At 67.3% G+C, this 19915-nt stretch carries 17 protein-coding genes; 12 read left to right on the top strand and 5 right to left on the bottom strand.

The features are described 5' to 3' along the window. Positions 1-116: 116 nt before the first annotated feature. Both NUW50_RS03170 and NUW50_RS03175 read left to right on the top strand, forming a co-directional pair. Positions 117-896, top strand: a complete 780-nt coding sequence (locus NUW50_RS03170; RefSeq protein ID WP_258287612.1) for a type III pantothenate kinase — start codon at positions 117-119, stop codon at positions 894-896. Beyond that, positions 893-2563 (top strand): ribonuclease J, encoded by a 1671-nt coding sequence (locus NUW50_RS03175; RefSeq protein WP_258287613.1) that lies wholly within the window; start codon positions 893-895, stop codon positions 2561-2563. The genes NUW50_RS03170 and NUW50_RS03175 overlap by 4 nt, the downstream gene beginning before the upstream one ends. Here NUW50_RS03175 and NUW50_RS03180 read toward each other — a convergent pair. After that, positions 2532-2957: a PilZ domain-containing protein gene (locus NUW50_RS03180; RefSeq protein ID WP_258287614.1), complete on the bottom strand. Its 426-nt coding sequence runs from the start codon at positions 2955-2957 to the stop codon at positions 2532-2534. The two genes, NUW50_RS03175 and NUW50_RS03180, sit on opposite strands and share 32 nt — an antisense overlap. Before the next feature lie 84 nt (positions 2958-3041). Next, positions 3042-4556, bottom strand: coding sequence for a DEAD/DEAH box helicase (locus NUW50_RS03185; protein ID WP_258287615.1), 1515 nt, complete (start codon positions 4554-4556; stop codon positions 3042-3044). A 231-nt stretch (positions 4557-4787) separates the two neighbouring features. On the opposite strand from NUW50_RS03185, the gene NUW50_RS03190 reads away from it, so the two are divergent. After that, positions 4788-5213, top strand: a complete 426-nt coding sequence (locus tag NUW50_RS03190; RefSeq protein WP_258287616.1) for an OsmC family peroxiredoxin — start codon at positions 4788-4790, stop codon at positions 5211-5213. A gap of 101 nt (positions 5214-5314) precedes the next feature. Here the strand turns inward: NUW50_RS03190 and NUW50_RS03195 are convergent, their stop codons facing one another. Then, positions 5315-7633 (bottom strand): PIG-L family deacetylase, encoded by a 2319-nt coding sequence (locus tag NUW50_RS03195; protein ID WP_258287617.1) that lies wholly within the window; start codon positions 7631-7633, stop codon positions 5315-5317. 18 nt (positions 7634-7651) lie between these two features. After that, complete coding sequence (locus tag NUW50_RS03200) at positions 7652-8806, bottom strand: ROK family transcriptional regulator (protein WP_258287618.1); 1155 nt, start codon at positions 8804-8806, stop codon at positions 7652-7654. A gap of 128 nt (positions 8807-8934) precedes the next feature. Here NUW50_RS03200 and NUW50_RS03205 point away from each other — a divergent pair, with 128 nt between their 5' ends. The 6 genes from NUW50_RS03205 to NUW50_RS03230 all read left to right on the top strand — a co-directional run bounded on the left by NUW50_RS03205 (position 8935) and on the right by NUW50_RS03230 (position 15503). Then, the gene (locus tag NUW50_RS03205; protein ID WP_338001341.1) at positions 8935-10191 is read left to right on the top strand and encodes an extracellular solute-binding protein; all 1257 of its coding nucleotides are present in this window, start codon (positions 8935-8937) and stop codon (positions 10189-10191) included. Between the two features lie 125 nt (positions 10192-10316). Continuing rightward, entirely contained in the window at positions 10317-11213 is an 897-nt protein-coding gene (locus tag NUW50_RS03210) for a carbohydrate ABC transporter permease (protein WP_258287619.1), read from the top strand. After that, a complete protein-coding gene (locus NUW50_RS03215; protein ID WP_443135071.1) occupies positions 11214-12083 on the top strand; it encodes a carbohydrate ABC transporter permease in 870 nt (289 codons plus the stop codon). After that, positions 12080-13567 carry an argininosuccinate lyase gene (gene argH / locus NUW50_RS03220; RefSeq protein ID WP_258287620.1) on the top strand — a complete coding sequence of 496 codons (1488 nt, stop codon included), beginning with the start codon at positions 12080-12082 and terminating at the stop codon, positions 13565-13567. Before NUW50_RS03215 ends, argH begins: the two co-directional genes overlap by 4 nt. After that, the gene (locus NUW50_RS03225; protein WP_258287621.1) at positions 13567-14607 is read left to right on the top strand and encodes an ABC transporter ATP-binding protein; all 1041 of its coding nucleotides are present in this window, start codon (positions 13567-13569) and stop codon (positions 14605-14607) included. The genes argH and NUW50_RS03225 overlap by 1 nt, the downstream gene beginning before the upstream one ends. Further along, positions 14604-15503, top strand: coding sequence for a carbohydrate kinase family protein (locus NUW50_RS03230; RefSeq protein ID WP_258287622.1), 900 nt, complete (start codon positions 14604-14606; stop codon positions 15501-15503). The genes NUW50_RS03225 and NUW50_RS03230 overlap by 4 nt, the downstream gene beginning before the upstream one ends. A gap of 20 nt (positions 15504-15523) precedes the next feature. Here the strand turns inward: NUW50_RS03230 and NUW50_RS03235 are convergent, their stop codons facing one another. After that, positions 15524-16630 (bottom strand): mandelate racemase/muconate lactonizing enzyme family protein, encoded by a 1107-nt coding sequence (locus tag NUW50_RS03235; RefSeq protein ID WP_258287623.1) that lies wholly within the window; start codon positions 16628-16630, stop codon positions 15524-15526. A 185-nt stretch (positions 16631-16815) separates the two neighbouring features. Between NUW50_RS03235 and NUW50_RS03240 the strand changes: the two genes are divergently transcribed. The 3 genes from NUW50_RS03240 to NUW50_RS03250 are packed head-to-tail and all read left to right on the top strand — an operon-like array spanning position 16816 to position 19869. Beyond that, complete coding sequence (locus tag NUW50_RS03240) at positions 16816-17877, top strand: extracellular solute-binding protein (RefSeq protein ID WP_258287624.1); 1062 nt, start codon at positions 16816-16818, stop codon at positions 17875-17877. 55 nt (positions 17878-17932) lie between these two features. Then, positions 17933-19015, top strand: a complete 1083-nt coding sequence (locus tag NUW50_RS03245) for an ABC transporter ATP-binding protein (RefSeq protein ID WP_258287625.1) — start codon at positions 17933-17935, stop codon at positions 19013-19015. After that, the gene (locus NUW50_RS03250; protein WP_258287626.1) at positions 19012-19869 is read left to right on the top strand and encodes an ABC transporter permease; all 858 of its coding nucleotides are present in this window, start codon (positions 19012-19014) and stop codon (positions 19867-19869) included. The genes NUW50_RS03245 and NUW50_RS03250 overlap by 4 nt, the downstream gene beginning before the upstream one ends. The last annotated feature ends 46 nt before the right edge of the window (positions 19870-19915 follow it).

The following is a 19915-nucleotide window of genomic DNA, read 5'->3' on the forward strand; positions in this document are numbered from 1 at the left end:
GCAGGGCCCCCGCCGGGCGCCATAGACGCCGCGCCGGGCGATTTCGGGCTGCACCCTTCCTTGGCGGCGCATTCTCCGGTAGCTCAGGTCCAGAGGCCCGACCCGAGGGGATGACCATGCTTCTGTGCATCGATTGCGGAAATACCAACACGGTGATGTCGATCTGGGACGGCGAGCGCTTTCTCGCCACCTTCCGCACCTCCACCGAATGGCAGCGCACCGCCGACCAGTATTTCGTCTGGCTCTCCACCCTGATGGAGCACAAGAACCTGCCCTGGGACATCACCGAGATGATCGTCTCCTCGACGGCGCCGCGGGTGCTGTTCAACCTGCGGGTCTTTGCCGACCGGTATTGCGGTTGTCGGCCGCTGGTGGTGGGCAAGCCCGGTTGCGCCCTGCCGCATGTGCCGCGCGTCGATGTCGGCACCCAGGTCGGGCCGGACCGGATCGTCAACACCACCGCCGCCTACGACCGCCATGGCGGCGACCTGATCTGCGTCGATTTCGGCACCGCCACCACCTTCGACATCACCGCCGAGGACGGCGCCTATGTCGGCGGGGTGATCGCGCCCGGGGTCAACACCTCGCTCGAGGCCTTCCACATCGCCGCCGCCGCCCTGCCGCATATCGATATCACGCGGCCCGACAAGGTGATCGGCACCAATACGGTTGCCTGCATGCAGGCCGGGGTCTATTGGGGCTACATCGGACTGACCCGCTATATCTGCGATCAGATCCGCACCGAATACGGCCGCCCGATGAAGATCATCGGAACCGGCGGCCTTGCGCCCCTGTTTGCACAGGGCGACGTTCTGTTTGACGCGATCGAGGACGATCTGACCATGCACGGGCTGACCGTCATTCACAAATTCAACAAGGATCAGGACCACTCATGACAGCGGAACGGCTGATCTACCTGCCACTCGGCGGCGCCGGCGAAGTCGGCATGAACCTCTATGTCTATGGCTATGGCAAGAAGGGCCGCGAGCGGCTGATTGTCGTCGATCTCGGCGTCACCTTCCCCGACATGGACAGCTCTCCCGGCGTCGATCTGATCATGGCCGACATCAAATGGCTGGCGCAGCGCGCCGACCGGATCGAGGCGGTGTTCATCACCCATGCCCACGAGGACCACATCGGTGCGCTGCCGCTGCTGCTGCCGCAGATCGAGGCGCCGGTCTATGCCCGCCGCTTCACCGGCCATCTGGGGGCGCTGAAGCTCTCCGAGGCCGGGCTGGCGACCGATGTGCTGAAGATCACCGAGGCCTGGCCCGAGACGGTGACCGCCGGCCCCTTCAAGGTCGGCTTCCTGCCGATCTCGCATTCGATCCCGGAAAGCGCCGGGCTGGTCATCGATACGCCGGCCGGCCGGATCGTCCATACCGGAGACTTCAAGATCGACCGGACGCCGGGCGTCGGCGAGGCCTTTGATGACGATCTCTGGGCCTCGATCGCGGCGCCGGGCGTCCGGGCCCTGGTCTGCGACAGCACCAATGTCTTCCAGCCCGCCGCGGGCCGTTCCGAAGCCGACATCGCCGACAATCTGGAAAGGCTGATCGCGGGGGCCAGCGGGATGCTGGCGGCGACGACCTTTGCCTCGAACGTGGCGCGTCTGAAGACCCTGGCCGAGGCCGGCAAGCGGGCCGGGCGCGAGATCGTCCTGCTCGGCCGCGCCATGCGCCGGATGGTCGATGCCGCGACCGAGACCGGCGTGCTGACCGATTTCCCCCGCGTCCTGCAGCCGGAAGAGGCGGCGGATGTGCCGCGCGACCACCTGATGCTGCTCACCACCGGCAGCCAGGGCGAACGCCGGGCCGCCAGCGCGGCGCTGAGCCGGGGCAAGTATCTGGGCCTGGAACTGAAGGAGGGCGACACCTTCCTGTTCAGTTCGAAGACCATCCCCGGAAATGAACGCGGCGTGCTGCGGATCATGAACAATTTCTCGGAACGTGGTGTCGAGGTGGTCGATGACAACGGCGGCGCCTACCACGTCTCGGGCCACGCCAACCGGCCCGACCTCGCCTTCATGCACCGGCTGATGAAGCCGAAGATGCTGGTGCCGATGCATGGCGAGCACCGGATGCTGCGCGAACATGCCAATCTGGGCGAGGAGGCCGGGATCCCCTCGGTCATCGCCACCAACGGCATGATGGTCGATCTTTCCGGAGACCGTCCCGAGATCGTCGAGAGGATCGACCCGGGCCGCACCTATCTGGACGGTTCGGTGCTGATCGGCGCGATGGACGGGGTGGTCCGCGACCGGATCAGGATGGCGCTGAATGGCCATGTCGTTGTCACGGTGATCATCGACGAATCGGACGAGGTTCTGGGCGATGCCTGGTGCGATACCATGGGCCTGCCGGAACTCGGCCGCTCTAACGCGCCGCTGCTGGACGTGCTGGAAGAGGACCTGTCGCAGTTCCTCGGCCGCGCCGATGCCAAGACCCTGCGCAACGACGACAAGCTGGAAGACAACCTGCGCCGGATCGCCCGGCAGTCGGCCGCCAACGAGATCGGCAAGAAGCCGGAAGTCAGCGTGGTGATTTCGCGGCTGTCGGCCTGAGCGGGCCGGGCAGGGGGCCGGGCGCTGCCCGGCCCGTCCGGTCCCGCTGCGGTTCGGCCTGTTGCAGGCGGGGCGCGATCAGGGCCAGGCGGGCGGCCAGATGGTCCTGTTCGGCCACCGGCATCACGAAGCGGACCCCATAGGTGCTGTCCCGCCGCCACTTCATCTGCACCTCGTAGCAGCCGAGGCGCGGGATCGTCAGCAACCAGCCTTCGCCCTGCAAGGCGTCACCGTCGGCATCCTCGAAGATGATCCTGGCGCCGCCGCCCGAACATTCGATGGTCCGGACCTGAAAGGTCTCGCCATCCGGGGCGGCGAGTTCCGACAGAAGCGATATCTTCTGCCTGCGGTAACGCCGTGGGTCGGCGTCCAGCCTCGTTGACATGAAACTCATCGCACCCTCGGGGAAACCGGGCCGGTTGTGGCCGGTCTCACCCTGGCATGGCGGGCTTGCGATCCGGTAAACGGCGGCCCGGGCTCAGCCCGGGCGGCGCTGGTCGAAGCTGAGCGCGATGAAGGAGGGCAGGTGATCGCCCATGCCGACCACGGCGTCGCCCTTCTTGTTCTCGCGGCGCGAGTCCTGCCGGCCACGGCCGGATTGCTCTTTCTTCTCGCCGGCCGGTTTCTCGGCGGCCTGTTTCTCGGGGGCCTGCGGGGCCTCGGTCTCGGCCGGTTCCGGGCTCTGTTCCGCCACCGGGGCCGCTGCGGTGTCCTGCGGCTTGGCCTTGTCCCCGTCGCTGCGGCGCGAGGAAGAGCGCGACCGCGACGAGCGTGACCTGGACCGCGACGAGGAACTGCTGCGCTCGGGCGCGGGCGCGTCTTCCGCCGGAGCCTCGGCGCTGCCGCCCATCGGGCTTTCGAGCCGCGGAATGGTCTTGCCCAGCAGACGCTCGACCTGATCGAGATATTTCTCGTCGCCCGGCGTGCAGATCATGATCGCCTTGCCCGAACGCCCGGCCCGGCCGGTGCGGCCGATCCGGTGGACGTAGTCTTCGGGGTGGCTCGGCACGTCGAAATTGAACACATGGCTGACCGAGGGGATATCCAGCCCGCGCGCCGCCACGTCCGAGCAGACCAGGAAGCGCAGGCTCTTGTCGCGGAACCCTTCCAGGGTCCGGGTGCGCTGCGACTGGTCCAGATCGCCATGGATCGGGGCGGCGTCATAGCCGTGTTTCTGCAAGGACTTGGCCAGGATATCGACCTCGGACTTGCGGTTGCAGAAGATCATCGCGTTGGTGCAGGCTTCGCCCTCGGCCTCGATCAGCTTGCGCAGCAATTCGCGCTTTTCCGACGGCTGGCGATCCTTGCGCGAGGCGCGGAACATCACGACGCCCTGTTCGATGGTCTCGGCGGTGGTCGCCTGGCGGGCCACCTCGACGCGGAACGGGTCCTTCAGGAAGGTCTTCGTGATCCGCTCGATCTCGGGCGCCATGGTGGCCGAGAAGAACAGCGTCTGCTTGCGCGGCGGGGTCATCTCGAAGATGCGCTCGATATCCGGGATGAAGCCCATGTCGAGCATCCGGTCGGCCTCGTCGATGACCATCACCTTCACGTCGTTGAGGATCAGCTTGCCGCGTTCGCGGTGGTCGAGCAGCCGGCCCGGCGTGGCGATCAGCACATCGACGCCGCGGTCGATGGCGACATCCTGATCCTTGAACGAGACGCCGCCGATCAGCAGCGCCTTGGTCAGCCGGTGGTTCTTGGCATAGGTGTCGAAATTCTCCGCCACCTGGGCCGCCAGTTCGCGGGTCGGGCATAGGACCAGACTGCGCGGCATCCGGGCCTTGGCGCGGCCCCGGCCGAGCAGCGAGATCATCGGCAGCACGAAGGCGGCGGTCTTGCCGGTGCCGGTCTGAGCGATGCCCAGGACGTCGCGGCCTTCGAGGGCGGCCGGAATCGCGCCCGCCTGGATCGGGGTCGGGGTTTCGTAGCCCGCATCTGCAACAGCGGAAAGGACCTTGGGGTCCAGTTTGAGGTCGGTGAATTTCGTCATTTGCGTCCAATCGTAGCGGGCCTTGGCACCTTGCCTGCCCGCATGTGATGGGACGCTTGCCTGACACGCCCCGCCTGAAGCCCGACCGGATGTCGGGCGGCACGCTGCTACTGCAAAATGCACGGAAGGTCAAGAAACCGTGCGGGAAACGGGCTGTTGCCGTCGCAACGGAACGGATAGCCTGAGCGGGATCCCGGCCGGTGTGGCCGGGCGTTGAAGAGGGAGGCGAAGATGATCCGCAGACATGCCACGGCAACCTGGGCCGGCGGGCTGAAGGACGGGACCGGGACCGTTACATCCGAGAGCGGCACCCTGAACGCGCCCTATGCCTTTGCCAAGCGGTTCGGCGAAGAGGAGGGCTCGAACCCGGAAGAACTGATCGCCGCGGCCCATGCCGGCTGCTATGCGATGGCCCTGTCGGGGAATTTCGATGCCGCCGGGGTCAAGGCCGACCGGATCGAGTGCCGGGCCGAGGTCTCGCTCGACCTGTCGGGCGAGGCGCCGACGGTGACCAGGATCCATCTGACCGTCGAGGCGGCGGTGCCGGGGCTGGATGCGGCCCGGTTCCAGGAACTCGTGACCAAGACCAAGGACACCTGCCCGATCTCGCGCCTGCTGGCGGCGGCGGAAATCACCGTCGAGGCGAATCTGGCCTGAGCGTCCGGCCCCGCGGGGACGACCCGCCCGCGTCGTGACGGGGGCGGGAGCGGGGGTTTCACACCCCCGCGCCCCCGTGGGATATTTCCAAGGTAAAGCGGTCAGCCGCCGCGCCTGGCCAGCAGGTTCGCCATCAGGCGGAAGGCGCCGGGGGTCAGTTCCGGCAGTTGGTGGTGCAGGTTCAGCGCGCAGTGGTTGTGGCGGCCCTGGCCGATCTCGGCGCTGAGCAGCGCACCGCGGTGCGGCGCCTCGCCGGGGTCGGCAAGCTCGATGAGCGGCAAATAGGCGGCATCCCAGCTCTTGGCGAAATAGAGCCCGCGTTCCTTGGCCCAGCCCTGCCAGTCCTCGGGGCCGATCCGGTTCGGGCCGGTCAGAACCGGGTGATCCGGGGACAGATGGGTGACGGCGGCGTTCTGGTCGGTGACCCGGTAGCGCAGGCTGGGGCTGCCGATCTGGATCGGCCGCGGCGGGGTGGTCTGCGGCGCCCAGTTGTCGCCGGGCCGGTGGTAGAGCGTCAGCAGCGTGCCCCCCGCCGCGACCCAGTCGTGCAGCCGGGGCAGGGCGGCGGCGAGACGCGGGTTGCGGAAGCCGAAGACCCCGACGACCAGCGCCCCGATCCCCTCGAACCCCTCGCCATCGCCCAGATCAGTCTCGGAAAGATCGACGGTGTCCAGCCCCATGGCCCGCAGCCAGTCGAGCACCCTGTCATTGCCGGTGCCGACATAGCCGACCCGGACCTGCGGTAGCGCCACATGGGCGGCCAGGATCCGCAGCCGAGCCGGGAAACTGCGCAGCCGCGGTGCGATATGCTTGTAGGCAAAGCGGTGCTCGGAGGGCGCCGGTTCGCCGTCGAGCAGCAGCGGCGCCTCGACGATGCCTTCCTGCAGCCCGTCCGGCGGGATCAGCAGGGCCTGGGGGCCGGACCAGTCCTGGCGCCAGCCGTCAGGCAGGGACAGTTCGGGCCGCGCCGCCTCGGGGCGCAGATCGGCCAGATGCACCGTCACCGCGCCGACCGGCAGGGCCAGGTTGATCAGCGCCGCCGTCGGGACCAGCCGGGCGGATTTGGCCGGGCCGACCTGGGGCGGCGAGTCGATCGGCAGAAGGTCCTCCACGACCTGGCCGCCGAGGCCGATCTTCAGCGCCAGTGCCGGCAGGCGCGGGCGCAGCGGGTCATAGGCGACGGGGTAGGGATCGGCGACCGCGGCCGTGCCGTCGATCTCGACCGCGCCGTCGCGCAAATGCCAGCCCGTGGGCAGCACCGGGCGCACCTCCAGCGACTCGGCCCGGCCCTTGTCGGATTCGATCCGCAGGGCGCCGGAGGCGCCGGGCCAGAGCCAGTCGCGGCCGCTGCGGGCGCGGGCGCCGACCCCCAGGGCCAGCCGCAGCACCCGGGCAAGTTCGCGGCGCTTCACCGGCAGCCGATGCGCATGTTCCGGCGCCACCACCGCGCCGTCGAGAAGGCGCAGCGCCTCGGCGGCGGCTGCGGCGACGGCGGCACGGTCCGGGAAGGCGGCCTGTGCCTCGGCCAGGGCGCGGCCGGCGGCCTCGAGTCCCAGGTCGGCCAGGTTCCGTGGCAGGTTGTCGGTGACCGCCGCGCTGTCGGCGCCGACCCGACTGGCCGCCAGGTGCAGGGCGCGGTCCTGCTCGGCGCCCGGCGCCACCCAGCTTCCCATGCCCTGGGTCAGGTGGAACGCCCGGCTGCGCTGCGCCATGTTGGCATAGCTCCAGCCGGTGACCGGATCGCGGTCGCGGCAGTCCACCGTCACCGTGGCGGGCGGCGGCGGTTCGTCGTCGTCATAGGAGCCGCCACCGCCGCCCCAGGCCGGCAGATAGAGTTTCGAGACCGTCCAGGGCGCCAGGTCCGACCCCTTGAAGGCGGGGTCCGCCGCCGCCTCGAAGACGATATGCGCCGCCTCGGTCATCGCGCGGTGATGGCCATGCTGGCCGCCGACATCCAGGAAGGTCGGGCAGATGATGTCGGGCTTTTCCTGCCGCAGCACATCGACGAAACGCGCAATGGTCCGGTCGCGGCCCCAGATGCCCATGGTCTCGACCCCCGACTTGGAGAAGCCGAAATCGAAGATCGCATCCTCCGGGGTCTCGCTCAGCCAGTACATCCGCAGGTCCAGGGCGGCGGCGGCACGCTCCATCTCGGCGGTGCGGATCACGCCCAGGTCGCGCACCGTTTCCGCGCCGATGTCGTTCTGTCCGCCCTCGCCGCGGGTCGAGCAGAGATAGGAGGTCGAGAGCCCGTCGCGGAAACGCAGCGGCGCCAGCATCGTGCTGGTCTCGTCATCCGGATGCGCGCCGGTCTGCATGAAGGAGGTCACCGAGCCGAGCGCCCGCAGGGCCAGCCAGAGATCGACGATCAATGGGTGGTCCTGGTCCTGGGCAAGAAGGTCTCGGTCGGTCAGGGGCATGATTGGCTCCGTAATATGTCAGGCGGCGTCGAGCCGTGGGGTGAAGAGGCGGTCCAGCACCAGGGCGGCGGCGCCATGGGTGGCGGTCATCCGGCCCGCGGCGCCCCGCATCAGGCGCGGCAGGGTCCGGTCGGGGCGGGCGGCAAGGCTGGCGGGGCTCAGGACGATCCGGGAAATCAGCCCGTCGATCAGCGCATCGGGCAGGGCGCCGCCGAGGATCACCACCTGCGGGTCGAGCAGGTTTTCCAGCAGCACCACCGCCTGGCCCAGGGCCGCGGCGGCCTCGTCCAGCCATTGGCCGGTCTCGGGGGCGTCCAGCGCCGCCTCGATCTCTTCCACCGTGCCCGCCGCATGGCCGGCCGCCGACAGCCGCCGGGCCAGCGAGACCCGGCTGGCGACCTCTTCCAGCCGCCGCCCGTCGATGCGGACATGGCCGATCTCGCCGGCATTTCCGAAAGCGCCGCGCAGCAGGCCGGCGTCCGAGACGATCCCCAGCCCCAGCCCGGCTCCGAAATAGAGAAAGGCGTAGTGCTCCAGCCCCTGCGCCACGCCCGACAGCCGTTCGGCCACCGCGGCGGCGTTGGCATCGTTCTCGATCACCACCGCGCAGCCGAGCCGCGACTCGAGGAACGGCGCCGGGTCGGTCTGCTCCCAGCCCGGCAGTTCGGTGGCGGCGGCGGCCAGTCCGGTGTGCCCGAAGGGGCCCGGCATGACCACGCCGATGCCCAGAAGCCGGTCCGGGCAGACCCCGCTACCTGCCAGAGCTTCGTCGCGCAACGTATTGATTTCCCCGGCGACCTCGTCAGGTCCGGCATGGGCCAGGGCACGCCGCCCCGACCAGAGCGCACGCCCCGCCAGATCGCTCAGCACCGCCCGTGCCGCATCGGGCCGCAACTCCACCCCCAAGGCGTGTCCGCCCGAGGGGGCGACGGCATATTGCGCCACCGGCAGGCCGCGCCGGGCCTGCCTGCGCCCGATCTCGGCCAGCAATCCCTCGCCGGTCAGATCGGCGATGATGTTCGACACCGCCTGTGTCGAGAGCCCCGAGGCCCGGGCGATTTCGGCCCGGCCCGAGGCGCCCGCTGTCCGGACATGCCGAAGCACCAGCGCCCGGTTCCACAGGCGGCTCCGCTCGGCATTCGAGCCCGGGAATCGGGGCGTTTGCAGGGTCATGCCCTATCGCCTAGCGCAACTTGCTTGATAGCTCAATTGAATTGACCTTAAGTTGGCAGCAAGACCGGCCCGAATCGATTCTCACGACCCGGGAGCCCGGCGAGCAACCAGAACAAGGAAATGGGGAGATGGACATGAAACTGCATCTGAAGACAGGCGTGATGGCGGCGGCGATGGCCCTGGGCCTGGGCGCCAGCGCGGCGCGCGCCGATGTCGAGATCGAATACTGGCAGTATTTCTTCGAGGCCCGTGTCGATGCGATGGACAAGCTGATCGAGAATTTCGAAGCGGCGAACCCCGGCATCACCGTCAAGATGACCCACTTCCCCTATGATGACTACCGCACCAAGGTCGCTGCCGCGATCCCGGCCGGCGAGGGGCCGGATGTGGTGCAGCTGTTCTACGGCTGGCTGAACGACTACGTCGATGCGGGTCTGATCCAGCCGCTGCCGACCGACATGTTCCCGCCCGAGAAGATCGACGCAGAATTCTTCCCGATGGTCCAGGCAATGAAGCGCGACGGCCAGTACATGGCGCTGCCGACCGCGGTGCGGGCGCTGGCGCTGTTCTACAACAAGCGTCTGTTCGAGGAGGCCGGGATCACCACCCCGCCGGCGACGCTGGAAGAGCTGGTCGCCGATGCCAAGCTGATGACCAAGACCGACGGTGCCGGAAACATCACCCAGGAAGGACTGACCTCGGGCATGACCGGGCAGGACCACCACTGGCTGCGCGAAGTGCTGTTCCGCCAGTTCGGCACCCCGCCGTACAACGAGGACGGCTCGGTCGCCTATGACAACGAGGCCGGCGCCGCGGCGCTGCAATGGTATGTCGATCTGCAGGCCAAGGAGAAGGTGACCCAGAACACCTTCATGGACGAGGCCCAGGCCGCGTTCAAGGCCGGCCGTGCCGGGATGCATATCGACGGCTCGTTCCGGATCGGGGCGCTGAAATCGACCCGGGGGCTTGACTGGGGCGTTGCCGAACTGCCTTCGGGCATGGGCGTCCAGTCGAACTACGCCAGCTACTGGGTGAACGCGATCTCGTCCAAGGCGGAAGGCGAAAAGCTGGAAGCGGCCGAGAAGTTCATGGCCTATATCACCTCGGACGAAGCGATGCAGATCTGGCTGGAAACGGTCGGCGAACTGCCGGCCAAGCCGACCGCGGCGCTGACCCCCGAGAACGAGGCCGACCCGGTCTATGGTCCCTTCGTCAGGGGGCTGTCCTATGCCCATGCGACGATCTTCGCCGATGAAAGCGGTCAGCGGAACGTGCTGGTTGACGCGGTGAACCGGATGTTGCTGGAAGGCCAGTCGGCGGCGGATGCGCTGCATCAGGCGGCGATGGAAGAGCAGGCGATCCTCGACAAGTACAACGCCAAGTAGGGGCGCCCCGGCCGCGCCGGCGCGATCCGGCGCGGCCCTCGCAGGGTGTGTGCTTGCACGCACCGTTCCCGCCGTCGGTGCGTGCCGGCACGCACCCTACGCCCACCCGATTGGTTCCGCCCCGCATGAGCGTCTTCCGCGATCCCACAATCGAACAGCGGCGCATCCGCTGGGCCTGGACCTTCCTGGCCCTGCCGATCGTCTTCTACGTCACCATCCGCTTCTGGCCGACCGCCGATGCCTTCGTGCTGTCGTTCCAGAAATGGAATCTGCTGAAGCCGCGTGAATGGGTCGGTTTCGACAACTATGTGACGCTCTGGAACGACCCGGTGTTCTGGAAGGTGTTCCGCAACACCTTCGTCTATCTGATCATCGGCACCCCGGTCAGCCTGGTCATCGCCTTCATCGTCGCCTGGCACCTGGACAAGGTCCGCTTCCTGCACGGCACGATCCGGGCACTTTATTTCCTGCCCTTCATGACCTCGGCCGTTGCCATGGCCTGGGTCTGGCGATGGTTCTATCAGCCGGTGCCGATCGGCCTGTTCAACAACATGCTGGCCAGCCTCGGCTTTTCGCAGGTCGCCTTTCTCAACTCGACCTCCAACGCGCTGCCGGCGGTGCTGGCCCCGGCGATCTGGGCCGGGCTCGGCTTCCAGATCATCATCTTCATGGCCGGCCTGCGGGCGATCCCGGTCAGCTATTATGAAGCCGCCAAGATCGACGGCGTCTCGGGCCTGACCGTCCTGTGGGAGATCACCCTGCCGCTTCTGAAACCCACCATGGTCTTTCTGGTGGTGTTCTCCTCGATCGGCTTCCTGCGGATCTTCGACCAGGTCTTCAACATGACCACCAACGACCCCGGCGGGCCGCTGAACGCGACCAAGCCGCTGGTGCTGCTGATCTATCAGACCGCCTTCGGGGGCTCGTTCGAGATGGGATATGCCGCGGCGCAGACCGTGGTGCTGTTCCTGATCCTGCTGATCGTCTCGCTGATCCAACTCCGCATTCTGAGGGACCGCTAGATGGCCGTCATCGAAACTCCGATCGCCGACCGGGTCGTTGCCGCCCCGCCGCCGCGCCGGGCCAACTGGGGCCAGATGATCCGCTGGCTGCTGCTGTTCGCCGGCGGCATCGTCATGGTCGCGCCGTTGGCCTACATGCTTTCGGCCTCGATCAAGTATCCCTACGAGCTGTTCGACCTGAACCTGATCCCGAAGGAACCGACCTTCGACAACTACCGCGAGGTTCTGGGCGACAGCCGCTTTGCCCGCTGGTTTGGCAACTCGATCCTGATCGCCACCTTGGTGACGATATCGAACCTCTTCTTCGACAGCCTGGTCGGCTACACGCTGTGCAAGTTCCGCTTTCCGGGCCGCTACATCGTCTTCATCGCCATTCTCTCGACCCTGATGATCCCGACCGAGATGCTGGTGATTCCCTGGTATGTGATGTCGTCGAAATTCGGCTGGATCGACAGCTACTGGGGCATCATGTTCCCCGGCATGATGACGGCCTTCGGCACCTTCCTGATGAAGCAATTCTTCGAGACGGTGCCGGACGACTTCCTGGAAGCGGCGCGGATCGACGGGCTGAACGAGTTCCAGATATTCTGGCAGGTCGCGCTGCCGCTGGTCCGCCCGGCGCTGGCGGCGCTGGCGATCTTCGTCTTCCTCGGCAACTGGACCGCCTTCATCTGGCCGCTGATCGTCACCAATTCGGTCGATATGTACACGCTGCCGGTCGGGCTGAAGTCCTTCGCGGTCGAGCAGTCGGTGGACTGGGAAATGGTCATGACCGGCGCCGCCGTGGCGACCCTGCCGACGCTGATCGTGTTCCTGATCTTCCAGCGTTTCATCATCCGCGGCGTGGTCATGGCGGGGCTGAAGGGATGATCGACATCGAAAGCTTCCCGCATCCGGTCTATCGCGACACGGTTCTGGCGCCGCTGTTCGACGGGGTGAAGGCGCATTATGCCCGCCACATGATGGCGCTGCATCAGGCGCATCTGGTGATGCTGGTCGAGACCGGTATCCTCACGCCCGGCCAGGGAGCCGATATTGCCCGTGCTCTCAAGGCGATAGAGGCGGAAGTTGATGTGGAATCGCTGGCCTACACCGGCGAGCACGAGGACTATTTCTTCCTGGTGGAAGCCGAGCTGAAACAGCGCCTTGGTGCCGATCTGGGCGGCATGTTGCACACCGCGCGGTCACGCAACGACATGGACCATACCCTGTTCAAGATGGACCTGCGGGAACGCGCCGACGCCATGACGGCCGAGCTGATCGCGCTGGCGCAGGCGATGCTGGCCAAGGCAAGGGCCGAGCGTGATACGCTGATCGTCGCCTATACCCACGGCCAGCCGGCACAGCCCTCGACCTTCGGGCATTACCTCGCGGCGGCGCTCGAAGTGCTGATCTCGGACATCGCCCGGCTGCTCGATGCCCGCAAGGCGCTGGATCTCTGTCCGATGGGGGCGGCGGCCATCACCACCACCGGCTTTCCCATCGACCGCGACCGGGTGGCGCAGCTGCTGGGCTTCACCGGGCCGAAGCGCAATTCCTACGGCTGCATCGCCAGCATTGACTACGTTACCGGGCTCTATTCGGCGCTGAAGCTTCCGTTCCTGCATCTCGGTCGGCTGGTCCAGGACTTCCAGTTCTGGACCGCCTTCGAGGTCGGCCAGCTGCATGTGCCGGGCAGCCTCGTGCAGATCAGCTCGATCATGCCGCAAAAGCGCAACCCGGTGCCGATCGAACATCTGCGTCACCTGATGAGCGTCACCTGCGGCCATGCCGACACCATCGTCGGCACCATGCACAACACGCCCTTCACCGACATGAACGACAGCGAGGGCGAGGTGCAGCAGGCCGGCCATGCCGCCTTTGCCAGCGGCTCTCGCGCGGCGCGGCTGCTGACGGCGCTGGTCGGCGCGGTCAGCATCAATGCCGAACGGGTCCGCGCCACCTCGGACGCCGCCTGCATCACGATCACCGAACTGGCCGACACGCTGGTGCGCCAGGACGGGCTGTCCTTCCGCCAGGCGCATCACGTCGCCGCCGCGACCGCCCGGGCTGTCATTGCCGAGAAAACCAATCTGGACCAAGGCTTTGCGGCCTTTTCTTCAGCCTTCGAAGAGGAATGCGGCCGGCCCAGCTCTCTGGATGAGGCGGGTTTCCGTCAGGCCGTCTCGCCAGAGGTCTTCATCGCCCGCCGCGACCGCTTCGGCGGTCCGGCCCCCAAGGCGCTCGACGCCGGTTTCGCCGCCTATGGCGGCCAGATCGACGCCCTTGCCGCGACCCTGGCCGAGGGCAGAGGCCGCATCGACACCGCGACCCGGGCCCGCCTGGCCGCCTTTACCAAACTGCAGGAGGTCTGATGGCCACCGTCTCGCTCAACAAGCTCACCAAGCGCTACGGCAAGACCGAGGTGCTGCATGGCATCGATCTCGACATTGCCGATGGGGAATTCGTGGTTCTGGTCGGGCCTTCGGGCTGCGGCAAATCCACCACGCTGCGGATGATCGCCGGGCTCGAGGATGTCTCTGACGGCACCGTGGAAATCGGTGGCAGGGTGGTCAACCGGGTCGAGCCGAAGGACCGCGACATCGCCATGGTGTTCCAGAACTATGCGATCTACCCGCATATGTCGGTGCGGCGGAACATCGGCTTCGGGCTGAAGACCGCGAAGATATCCAAGGAAGAGAAGGCGAAGCGGATCGAGGCAACCGCCGAGACGCTGGGCATGACCCAGTATCTCGACCGCAAGCCCTCGGCCCTGTCCGGCGGTCAGCGGCAGCGGGTGGCGATCGGCCGGGCCATGGTCCGCCAGCCCTCGGTGTTCCTGTTCGACGAACCGCTGTCGAACCTGGACGCGCAGCTGCGCACCCAGACCCGGATCGAGATCAAGAAACTTCACCAACGTCTTGGAACAACGGTGATTTTCGTGACTCATGATCAGGTCGAGGCGATGACGCTGGCGGATCGGATCGTGATCATGAAGGACGGCGCGATCATGCAGATCGGCACCCCGTCCGAGGTCTACCATTCTCCGGCCAACACCTTCGTCGCGCGTTTCATCGGCGCGCCGTCGATGAACCTGCTGCCGGCCAGCGGCGACGGCAGCAACCTGCGGCTGGCCTCGGGCGCCGCGATTCCCGGCAGCGCCCGGGGCGATGTCCTGGTCGGCATCCGGCCGGAAGACCTGCATCCCGGCGATCCCGCCAGCGCGCCGATGCAGGGCAAGGTGATCCTGGCCGAGCCGCTGGGCGCCGAGACGCTGCTCTATGTCGATGTGGCGGGGGCCGAGGTGATCGCCTCGGGCCCGGGTCAGGGGGCGCCGGGCCCGGGCGACGTGATCGGCCTGTCGCCGGTGACGCTGCATATCTTCGACGCCGAGACCGGCACGGCGATCCGGTGAGTCTCGATCTGGTCGCAATCGGTCGCGTCTATGCCGATCTGGTGTTCACCGGACTGGACGGGACGCCGCAGCCGGGCCACGAGGTCTTTGCCCGGCGGCTCGACATCGTGCCCGGCGGCGGTCCCTTCATCACCGCCAGCTATGCCGCGGCACTGGGCCTGCGCGCCGCGCTCTGGGGCGTTGCTCCGGCGGCGCCCTTCGAGGCCTGCGTCATGGCCGGGGTGTCGCGCAACCGGATCATCGGGCTGCTGGAATCGCCGCCGCCCGGTACCGAACCGCAGATCACCGCGGCGCTGGTCCAGGGCGGCGACAGGGCCTTCGTCACCCGCCGCACCGGACCCTTGCTGCCGCAGGGCGCTTTGCCCGAGGCGCGGCATCTGCATATCGGCGAGATGACCTCGGCGCTGGAGGCCCCGGGCCTGATCGCCACGGCGCGGCAGCGGGGGATGACCGTCTCGCTCGACTGCGGCTGGGACGCGGCGATGTTTGCCGATCCGCGCCTGGCCGAGACCGTGGCCTCGGTTGATCTCTTCCTGCCCAATGACGAGGAAATCGCGGCGCTGCATGGGGCCGGGGTCGCCCTGCGGCCGAGGCAGGCCCTGGTGATCAAGCGGGGCGCCGGGGGCGCGCGGGCGATCCTTACTGCCTCGGGGGAGGAGCTGTCGGCCCCGGCCCGCGAGACGACGGTGCTGGACACCACCGGCGCCGGCGATGCGTTCAATGCCGGTTTCCTGGCGGGCTGGCTGGGCGGCCGTGATCCGCTGGCCTGTCTGGAACTGGGCAATGCCTGCGGCGCGCTGGCGGTGGCGCGGATCGGCGGCGCCGAGGGGCTGGGCGACCTGCGCGGGCTGGTGGAAGGCGGGACGGCATCGGCCGAGGCCGGGCAGATCCGCTAGGGAACTTCAACTTTGTCCCCTTATGAACTGATTTCGCTGCATTTGTAGCGTGCCTTGTCCAGCCAGTCCGGGTTGATTTCGACCCCCCATCCGGGGCTGTCCGGCACCGTCACATGGCCGTCCTCGACCCGGAACGGATTGCCCAGGAACAGGCCCTCCTGCCAGGGGTAGTAATCCGGCCCTTCGATCGACAGTTCCAGATATTTCCCGGCATTCGGCAGGCTGGGCAGCAGATGCATGGTGCAGATCGTGACCAGCGACAGGTTGGCGCTGTGCGGCGTCACCGGCAGGCCGGCCGCCGCCGCCATCCGGCAGACCTCGAGCGTCCGCGATATCCCGCCCAGATACATCACGTCCGGCTGCACGATATCCACCGCGCGCATGCCGATCATCGTCTTCCAGGCGGAGAGCTCGCAATCCTGCTCGCCGCCGGTCACGTCGATGTCGAGCGCATCGGCGACCGCCCTGGTCATCTCGAATTCCCAATAGGGGCAGGGTTCCTCGTAATGGCCGATCCCGTTGGCTTCCAGCATCCGCCCGACCTCGATCGCGCGGGCGACCGAGAAACCCGAATTGGCATCGACCAGTTTCTCAACATCGTCTCCCAAAGCTTTGGAAACCAATGGAATGATCTCTTCTGTCCGGCCCGGCCATTCGTCGCGGTCGCGGCCGCATTCGGCGCCGATCCGCCATTTGAAGGCGGTGAACCCATGTGCATCGCGCAGGGCGCAAAGCCGGTCGGCCTCGGCCTGCGGGGTGATGTCGCGCTTCATCGACGAGGCATAGGCCCGCAACCTGCCCGGCCGGCCGCCCAGAAGCGCCACCACAGGTTGCCCGGCGACCTTTCCCTTCAGGTCCCAGAGCGCGGTGTCCAGCCCAGCGGTGGCGCGGCGCAGGTAGGAGCCGGGATACTTGTGCTCGGCCTCGTTGATCCGCAGCAGCGTCTCGGACCAGTCCCCGGACGGGGTGCCCAGAGCATGCGGCGCCACCTGGCGGTGGAAGATCTCGCAGGTGATATCGGCGTTGTAGGTCGAGACCTGGCCCCAGCCCTGCCGCCCGGCGGAATCGGTTACCCGGGTGAACCCCACGTATTCGGTGCTGAAACTTTCCAGCTTGACGATCTTCATACCTGCTCCTGTCCGGCCCCGTGCCACAGTGCTCGGACAGAACCCGCGGCAGTGCAAGGGCATAGGCGCGGCGAGATTCCCGGAGACTCCGTTACAATTGCCGCGCTAGACTGGGTCGAACCCCGGCACGGCCGCGGGATTTACCGACCGCCCGGCCGCCGGGCGCATGACCCAGGGAGTGGACTATGAAACTGACGCTGAAACTGACCGCCGCCGCCTCGGCGCTGGCGCTGATCGCCGGCGCGGCCCAGGCCGAGACCCTGCGCCTGCTGACCTGGGGCGGCTACGCCCCCGACGCGGTGATCGACGCTTTCGAGGCCGAGACCGGCATCGAGGTGGAAGTCACCCTGTCGAACAACGAGGACATGATCTCGAAGCTGCGCGCCACCGGTGGTGCCGGCTTTGACCTGGCCCAGCCGTCGCAGGACCGGATTCTCGGCCCGCAGATGGAATTCGGCATCTACAAGCCGCTGGACCAGTCGAAACTGGACAAGGCTCTCTGGGTCGGCGATCTCTATGACGCCTCGATCAAGAGCACCACGGTGGATGGCCAGGCCTATGGCGTGGCGCATATCTGGGGCTCGTCGGGCTTTGCGATGGACCGCAGCCGGGGCGAGGGGATCAAGACCTGGGTCGATCTCTGCAAGCCGGAATATGCCGGCAGGATCTCGATGCGGCTCAAGCGGACGGCGCTTCTGGGCATGTCCTTCGGTCTCGGCGACGATCCCTTTGCCGCCTATGACGATCCCGTCAAATATGAAGAGCTGATGAAGAAGGCCGCCGCCAAGCTGGCCGAATGCAAGCCGAACGTGAAGGCCTATTGGTCCGGGTCGGACGATCTGCTGGCGATGATGCGCTCGGGCGAGGTGATCGCCGCCGAGGCCTGGGACGCGACCGGCTTCAAGCTCTATGGCGAGGACACCAAGTTCAACTTCGTCGCCCCCGAGACCGGCGCGCTCGGCTGGATCGACACGTTCGCGCTGCCCGCCAAGGGCGAGGCCGACGATGCCGCCTATGCCTGGATCAACTTCGTGATGCGGCCCGAGATCGCGGCCCAGATCATCGAGGCCTCGGGGGCGTTCTCGGCCTCGAAAGGCAGCGACGAACTGGTCAGCCCGGTGATGAAGGCCGCCTATCAGGAAGCCTTCACCCCGGACGTGATCGCCAACATCAAATGGTTCCCGCCGGTGCCCGCCGGTCTGGAAGATATCGAGGGCCGGCTGCTGGACGAAGTGGCGGCGAAGTGATCTGATCGGCGGGCGCGGGGTTTCCCCGCGCCCCCCTGATCCCGGACCTGACCCCGTGCCTGACTTCGATCTCGACTGCCGCAATCTGGTAAAGCGCTTCGGCACCTTTACCGCCGTGGATGACGTGTCCTTCTCGATCCCCCGGGGCGCCTTCTTCTCGATCCTCGGGCCCTCGGGCTGCGGCAAGACCACGCTGCTGCGGATGCTGGCGGGTTTCGCCGCGCCGGATCAGGGCGACATCCTGATCAAGGGGGCTTCGGTCCTGCGGGTGCCGCCGAACAAGCGCCCGGTCAACCTGGTGTTTCAGCATCTGGCGCTGTTCCCGATGATGAGCGTGACCGAGAACATCGCCTACGGCCTGAAACGTCGCGGCCAGCGCCGGGCCGAGATCACCCGCGCGGTGGGCGAGGTGCTGGAGCGGGTCGGCCTGCCGGATGCCGGTCCGAAGCGGATCGACCAGCTGTCCGGCGGCCAGAAACAGCGGATCGCCATCGCCCGCGCCATGGTGCTCGACCCGGCGGTGCTGCTGCTGGACGAACCGCTCGGCGCGCTGGACCTGAAGCTGCGCGAGCATATGAAGATCGAGCTGAAGCAGCTGCAGGCCGAATTCGGCACCACCTTCGTCTATATCACCCATGATCAGTCCGAGGCGCTGGTGATGTCGGACACCGTCGCCGTCATGAATGCCGGCCGGTTCGAGCAGGTCGGCACGCCGGAAGAACTCTACTACCGGCCCGCAACCGCCTTCGTCGCCGGATTCGTCGGCGATGCCAATCGCCTGCAGGGCAGGGTCAAGGCCGTGGGCGACGGCCGCACCGCCGTCACCACCGAGTCGGGGCTGGAGCTGATCGCCGGTCCGCCCAGCGGTCCTGTCCGGACGGGAACTGCGGTCGAGCTCTTCCTGCGCCCCGAGGCGATCGCCTGTGGCGGCGCCCCGGACGGGGCCGGCAACCGGCTGAAGGCAAGGGTCGAGGACGTGCTGTTCAACGGCGCCCAGAGCCGGATCCTGGCCCGGCTCCCCTCGGGCGACAGCATCGAGGCGCTGCTGCCCCAGACCGGCGCCGCCGCCAGCCTGAAACGCGGCGCGCCCGTCACCCTCGGCGTCGCGCCCGAGGCTCTGGTCCTGTTCCCAAAATGACCGCCTCGCGACTCACCCTCTGGCTTCTCTTCGCGCCCTTCCTGGCCTGGGTGCTGCTGCTGGTGGTGATCCCGCATATCGACCTGCTCATCCTGTCGCTGCGCGAAAAGGTGGCGCCCCGGGTCTATGAGACCGGCTTTCGCAACTATGCCGATTTCATCACCTCCTCGGTCTATCCCTGGACGCTGTTCCGCACCGTCGCCTTTTCGCTGGTCACCACCGCCGTCACCTTCGTGATCGGCTTCCCGGTCGCCTTCTACATCGCCAAGGTGGCGCGCGGCCGCCGCCGGGCGGCGCTGTTCCTGCTCTGCCTGCTGCCCTTCTGGGTCTCCGAGATCGTCCGGGTCTTCGGCTGGATGATGATCCTGCGCGAAACCGGGCTGCTGTCGGGCTTCCTGCAATGGGCGCATGTCACGTCCGGCCCGGTCGAGTTCCTCTACAATGACGCCGCGATCATGATCGGCCTCGTCTATACCTCGATGCTGTTCATGATCGTGCCGCTGATCTCGACCATCGACGGGCTCGACGACGCGCTGATCGAGGCGGGCTATGACCTGGGCGGCAACGGCGTCACGGTGATGACCCGGATCGTCATTCCCTATGCGATGCCGGGGATCATGGCCGGCTCGATCGTGGTCTTCATGCTGAGCCTCGGCAACTACCTGACCCCGACGCTGCTCGGCGGCAAGAACGGCCAGTGGTTCACCGCGCAGATCTACAACCAGTTCATCACCCGCTTCAACTGGGAGCTGGGCAGCGCCTTCGGCTTCATTCTCCTGATCACCTCGACGCTGGTCGTCTGGCTGCTTCTGCGGCTGTCGGGCCAGTCGCTTTCCAATACACTGGGCCGCTGACATGCATCTTTGGGTCGGAAATACTCCGGGGGAGCCGCAGGCGGGG

It is taken from the genome of Frigidibacter sp. ROC022 (genome assembly GCF_024723735.1).
GTDB lineage: Bacteria > Pseudomonadota > Alphaproteobacteria > Rhodobacterales > Rhodobacteraceae > SLM-1.

Bases quoted from the DNA above. Each gene is read 5' to 3' on its own strand.
- NUW50_RS03190 (WP_258287616.1), top strand. From the start codon at position 4,788: ATGATCCGCAGACATGCCACGGCAACCTGGGCCGGCGGGCTGAAGGAC.
- NUW50_RS03205 (WP_338001341.1), top strand. From the start codon at position 8,935: ATGGACATGAAACTGCATCTGAAGACAGGCGTGATGGCGGCGGCGATG.
- NUW50_RS03210 (WP_258287619.1), top strand. From the start codon at position 10,317: ATGAGCGTCTTCCGCGATCCCACAATCGAACAGCGGCGCATCCGCTGG.
- NUW50_RS03195 (WP_258287617.1), bottom strand. From the start codon at position 7,633: ATGCCCCTGACCGACCGAGACCTTCTTGCCCAGGACCAGGACCACCCA.
- NUW50_RS03175 (WP_258287613.1), top strand. From the start codon at position 893: ATGACAGCGGAACGGCTGATCTACCTGCCACTCGGCGGCGCCGGCGAA.
- NUW50_RS03240 (WP_258287624.1), top strand. From the start codon at position 16,816: ATGAAACTGACGCTGAAACTGACCGCCGCCGCCTCGGCGCTGGCGCTG.
- NUW50_RS03170 (WP_258287612.1), top strand. From the start codon at position 117: ATGCTTCTGTGCATCGATTGCGGAAATACCAACACGGTGATGTCGATC.
- NUW50_RS03250 (WP_258287626.1), top strand. From the start codon at position 19,012: ATGACCGCCTCGCGACTCACCCTCTGGCTTCTCTTCGCGCCCTTCCTG.
- NUW50_RS03225 (WP_258287621.1), top strand. From the start codon at position 13,567: ATGGCCACCGTCTCGCTCAACAAGCTCACCAAGCGCTACGGCAAGACC.
- argH (WP_258287620.1), top strand. From the start codon at position 12,080: ATGATCGACATCGAAAGCTTCCCGCATCCGGTCTATCGCGACACGGTT.
- NUW50_RS03215 (WP_443135071.1), top strand. From the start codon at position 11,214: ATGGCCGTCATCGAAACTCCGATCGCCGACCGGGTCGTTGCCGCCCCG.
- NUW50_RS03180 (WP_258287614.1), bottom strand. From the start codon at position 2,957: ATGAGTTTCATGTCAACGAGGCTGGACGCCGACCCACGGCGTTACCGC.
- NUW50_RS03200 (WP_258287618.1), bottom strand. From the start codon at position 8,806: ATGACCCTGCAAACGCCCCGATTCCCGGGCTCGAATGCCGAGCGGAGC.
- NUW50_RS03235 (WP_258287623.1), bottom strand. From the start codon at position 16,630: ATGAAGATCGTCAAGCTGGAAAGTTTCAGCACCGAATACGTGGGGTTC.
- NUW50_RS03185 (WP_258287615.1), bottom strand. From the start codon at position 4,556: ATGACGAAATTCACCGACCTCAAACTGGACCCCAAGGTCCTTTCCGCT.